The organism is Streptomyces sp. MZ04 (assembly GCF_004684775.1).
Classification (GTDB): domain Bacteria; phylum Actinomycetota; class Actinomycetes; order Streptomycetales; family Streptomycetaceae; genus Streptomyces.
Genome location: NZ_SRIC01000477.1, coordinates 1 through 3,597 on the forward strand (window position 1 = coordinate 1; position 3,597 = coordinate 3,597).

A 3,597-nucleotide genomic window follows, 5' to 3' on the forward strand; every position below is an offset into this window, starting at 1 on the left:
GTCGCGAGGCCGTCGTCCACGTGGAATATCTCCTCGTGGATGCGCTGCCGTGCCACACCGAGGCCGCGGAGAGTTCTCTCCGCACCCTGCACCAGGCCGAACGGACCGCAGAGGAACCAGCCCACGATCTCCTCGACGCGCAGCAGCGCCGGCAACAGGCTGCCGAGCCGCTCCTCGTCGAGCCGGCCGGAGTCGAGCCCCGACTGCTGCTCCTCCCGGGAGAGCACCGTCACCAGCTGGAACCGGTCCGGCCAGCGGTCCTTGAGGTCGGCGACCTCTTCGAGGAACATCGTCGACGCCGCCGTGCGGTCGCTCCGTATGAGACAGAACGTGGCGTCCGGCTCGCGCGAGAGAAGCGTCGTCACGATGGAGAGCACCGGTGTGATGCCGCTGCCGCCCACCACCGCCGCGTACCGCCCGGGTGCCGGTTCCAGGGTGAAGCGGCCGGCCGGGGTCATCACCTCCAGCTCGTCGCCGACGACGACTTCCTTCATGGCGTACGTCGAGAAAGCACCGCCCTCGACGAGCCGGACCCCGACGCGCAGAGTGCGGGGCTCCTCGGGGACTTCGGGGCCCGGCGCCGGTGCGCAGATCGAGTACGTGCGCCGGATTTCGGTGCCGTCGACGAAGCGGCGCACGGCCAGGTGCTGACCCGCTTCGTAGCGGTACTCCTCGCGCAGGGCCGCAGGCACGTCGAAGGTCAGTGCCACGGAGTCGTCGGTGAGCTGGTCGACCGCCGTTACCCGGAGCTGGTGGAAGCGCGCCATCACAACTCCTTGAAGTGGTCGAACGGTTCACGGCAGGAGACGCACCGGCGCAGTGCCTTGCAGGCCGTCGACGAGAAGCGGCTGAGCAGTTCGGTGTCGGTCGAGCCGCAGTGCGGGCAGCGGACCGAGAGGGTGAGGGGGACCGGTCCGCCGGAGGTGCCGGGCCCGCCGGTGCTGTGCGGGCGCGGGGGTGCGATGCCGAACTCCGCCAGCTTGCGGCGGCCTTCGGCGCTGATGTCGTCCGTCGACCAGGCGGGAGAGAGCACCGTGCGGACCGAAACCTCGGCCATCCCGCGCTCGTGAAGGACCTGCTCGATGTCGGCCGTCATGGTCTCTATGGCCGGGCAGCCGGTGTAGGTAGGGGTCAGCTCGACGTCGACCTTGCCCGGTGCGCGGACATGGACGCCGCGGAGCACGCCGAGCTCGGCCAGGGAGAGCACGGGCAGCTCCGGGTCGGGCACCGAGCCGGCGAGGGCCAGGAGCTCCTCCTCCAGGGCGGTGGGCATCTCCGGTGCGGTCGGCGTGGTCACCATGACGCCCCCGGGTGGCTGCGGTGCAGGTGCTGCATCTCGGCGAGCATCCGCCCGAAGGACTCGGTGTGCAGACCCTGGCGGCCGGCGCCCGCCGCCCAGGCCCCCTCCTGGGGACCGGAGGGCACGGTCAGTGTCGCCTTCTCGATGACCGAGGTCACCGATTCCGTCCAACTGGTGTGCAGCGCTTCCCAGTTGACGCCGTCGGATTCGCCGAGGCCCTCCACCGGCTGGAACATCTCCCCGGTGAACCGCCACAGCGCGTCGATTCCGCGCTGCATCCGCTCATGGCTCTCGGCCGTCCCGTCGCCGAGCCGCAGCGTCCACTGCTCGGCGTGGTCCTGGTGGTAGGCCACCTCCTTGACGGCCTTGGCCGCCAGCGGTGCGAACGCGCCGTCCTCTGCCGTCAACTGCCCGTACAGCAGGGATTGGTACGTGGAGAAGTAGAGCTGGCGGGCGATGGTGTGGGCGAAGTCGCCGTTCGGCTGCTCGGCCAGCTGGAGGTTGCGGAAGGCGCGCTCCTCGCGCAGGTACGCCAGCTCGTCCTCGTCGCCGGCCATCGAGAGCAGGATGCGGGCCTGGCCGAGCAGGTCGAGGGCGATGTTCGCCAGAGCGACCTCTTCCTCGAGGACGGGCGCGTGGCCCGCCCATTCCCCGAGGCGGTGCGAGAGCACCAGCGCGTCGTCGCCCAGGGCGATGGCCGTGGCGGTGGCGGTCGTGGAAACGGGCGCGGTCACAGGTGCTTCACCCCCTCCGGGATGTCGTAGAAGGTCGGGTGGCGATAGGGCTTGTCGCCCGCCGGCTCGAAGAACGAGTCCTTCTCGTCGGGCGAGGAGGCCGTTATCTCCGTGGAGGGGACGACCCAGATCGAGACGCCTTCGCTGCGGCGCGTGTACAGATCGCGGGCGTTGCGCAGGGCCATCTCCGCGTCCGGCGCGTGCAGGCTGCCCGCGTGGGTGTGCGAGAGCCCGCGGCGGGAGCGCACGAACACCTCCCACAGCGGCCAGTCGGTCGAGCTGCTCATGCCTTCGCCTCCCCGTGCTTGGCGGCGAACGCCGCCGCTGCCTCACGCACCCACGCGCCCTCGTCGTGAGCGCTCTTGCGCTGGGTGATCCGCTGTTCGTTACAGGGGCCGTTGCCCTTGAGGACCGCCCAGAACTCCGTCCAGTCGATCGCGCCGAAGTCGTGGTGCCCGCGCTCCTCGTTCCAGGACAGGTCCGGGTCGGGGAGGGTGAGTCCGAGGGACTCGGCCTGGGGGACGCAGATGTCCACGAAGCGCTGACGCAGCTCGTCGTTCGAGTGGCGCTTGATCTTCCAGGTCATCGACTGCTCCGAGTGCGACGACTCGTCGTCGGGCGGGCCGAACATCATCAGGGACGGCCACCACCAGCGGTTCACCGCGTCCTGGGCCATCGCGTGCTGGGCCTCGGTGCCTCGGCTGAGGGCGAGCAGCGATTCGTACCCCTGACGCTGGTGGAACGACTCTTCCTTGCAGATGCGCACCATCGCGCGGGCATAGGGCCCGTACGAACAGCGGCACAGGGGGACCTGGTTGGTGATCGCGGCGCCGTCCACCAGCCAGCCGATCGCGCCCACGTCGGCCCAGGTCAGGGTCGGGTAGTTGAAGATCGACGAGTACTTCTGGCGGCCCGAGTGCAGCTTGTCGAGCAGTTCGTCGCGGCCCGTGCCGAGCGTTTCGGCCGCGCTGTACAGATACAGGCCGTGTCCGGCCTCGTCCTGCACCTTGGCCATCAGGATCGCCTTGCGCCGCAGGGACGGGGCGCGCGTGATCCAGTTGGCCTCCGGCTGCATGCCGATGATCTCGGAGTGCGCGTGCTGCGCCATCTGCCTGACCAGGGACGCGCGATAGGCGTCCGGCATCCAGTCGCGGGGCTCGATCCGCTCGTCTGCCGCGACCGCGGCGTCGAACGCGGACTCGTACGCCGCTGTGCTCGCGGCGTCGGCCCCGGTCCCGCCCGGTGCGGACCGGGCCGTCTGGTGCTCGGCTGCTGTCGCCATCGCGGTCCCCCTCGACCTTTAGCTAGCTACCGACCGATCGTTCGGTTCGTTGAATTCAATGGTGCGGCTCAGCGCCATAAGGTGTCAACCCTGTGGATAACTTCACGGACGCTGTGCCTGGCGGGCAGGCCTGAGTACCGTTCCGGTGCGGAGCGGGCGGTAGTGAGCCGTGTGACGGGCGGACCAGCGGGCGCATCACGGTGCGGGATCGGGAATCGGGGCCAAATGGACGCGAACGACAGCAGCGCGAGCGAGCCGTCGACCCCACCACCCACCGGCTG

Annotated in this window: 5 protein-coding genes; all 5 read right to left on the reverse strand. The window is 69.9% G+C overall.

From position 1 onward, the window contains the following. Positions 1-767, reverse strand: a 767-nt coding sequence (locus tag E2651_RS42070; RefSeq protein ID WP_135336539.1) for an FAD-binding oxidoreductase, incomplete at its 3' end; no start/stop codon positions are given. After that, positions 767-1,300: a 1,2-phenylacetyl-CoA epoxidase subunit PaaD gene (gene paaD, locus E2651_RS42075; protein ID WP_245239544.1), complete on the reverse strand. Its 534-nt coding sequence runs from the start codon at positions 1,298-1,300 to the stop codon at positions 767-769. The genes paaD and E2651_RS42070, both read right to left, overlap by 1 nt. Further along, entirely contained in the window at positions 1,294-2,034 is a 741-nt protein-coding gene (gene paaC, locus E2651_RS42080) for a 1,2-phenylacetyl-CoA epoxidase subunit PaaC (protein ID WP_135336540.1), read from the reverse strand. The genes paaD and paaC overlap by 7 nt, the downstream gene beginning before the upstream one ends. Then, a complete protein-coding gene (paaB, locus tag E2651_RS42085) occupies positions 2,031-2,321 on the reverse strand; it encodes a 1,2-phenylacetyl-CoA epoxidase subunit PaaB (RefSeq protein ID WP_135336541.1) in 291 nt (96 codons plus the stop codon). The genes paaC and paaB overlap by 4 nt, the downstream gene beginning before the upstream one ends. Further along, the gene (gene paaA / locus E2651_RS42090; RefSeq protein WP_135336542.1) at positions 2,318-3,316 is read right to left on the reverse strand and encodes a 1,2-phenylacetyl-CoA epoxidase subunit PaaA; all 999 of its coding nucleotides are present in this window, start codon (positions 3,314-3,316) and stop codon (positions 2,318-2,320) included. The genes paaB and paaA overlap by 4 nt, the downstream gene beginning before the upstream one ends. Positions 3,317-3,597 lie beyond the last annotated feature (281 nt).

Excerpts from the sequence above, each read along its gene's own strand:
- paaB (WP_135336541.1), bottom strand. The coding sequence starts at position 2,321 with ATGAGCAGCTCGACCGACTGGCCGCTGTGGGAGGTGTTCGTGCGCTCC.
- paaD (WP_245239544.1), bottom strand. The coding sequence starts at position 1,300 with ATGGTGACCACGCCGACCGCACCGGAGATGCCCACCGCCCTGGAGGAG.
- paaA (WP_135336542.1), bottom strand. The coding sequence starts at position 3,316 with ATGGCGACAGCAGCCGAGCACCAGACGGCCCGGTCCGCACCGGGCGGG.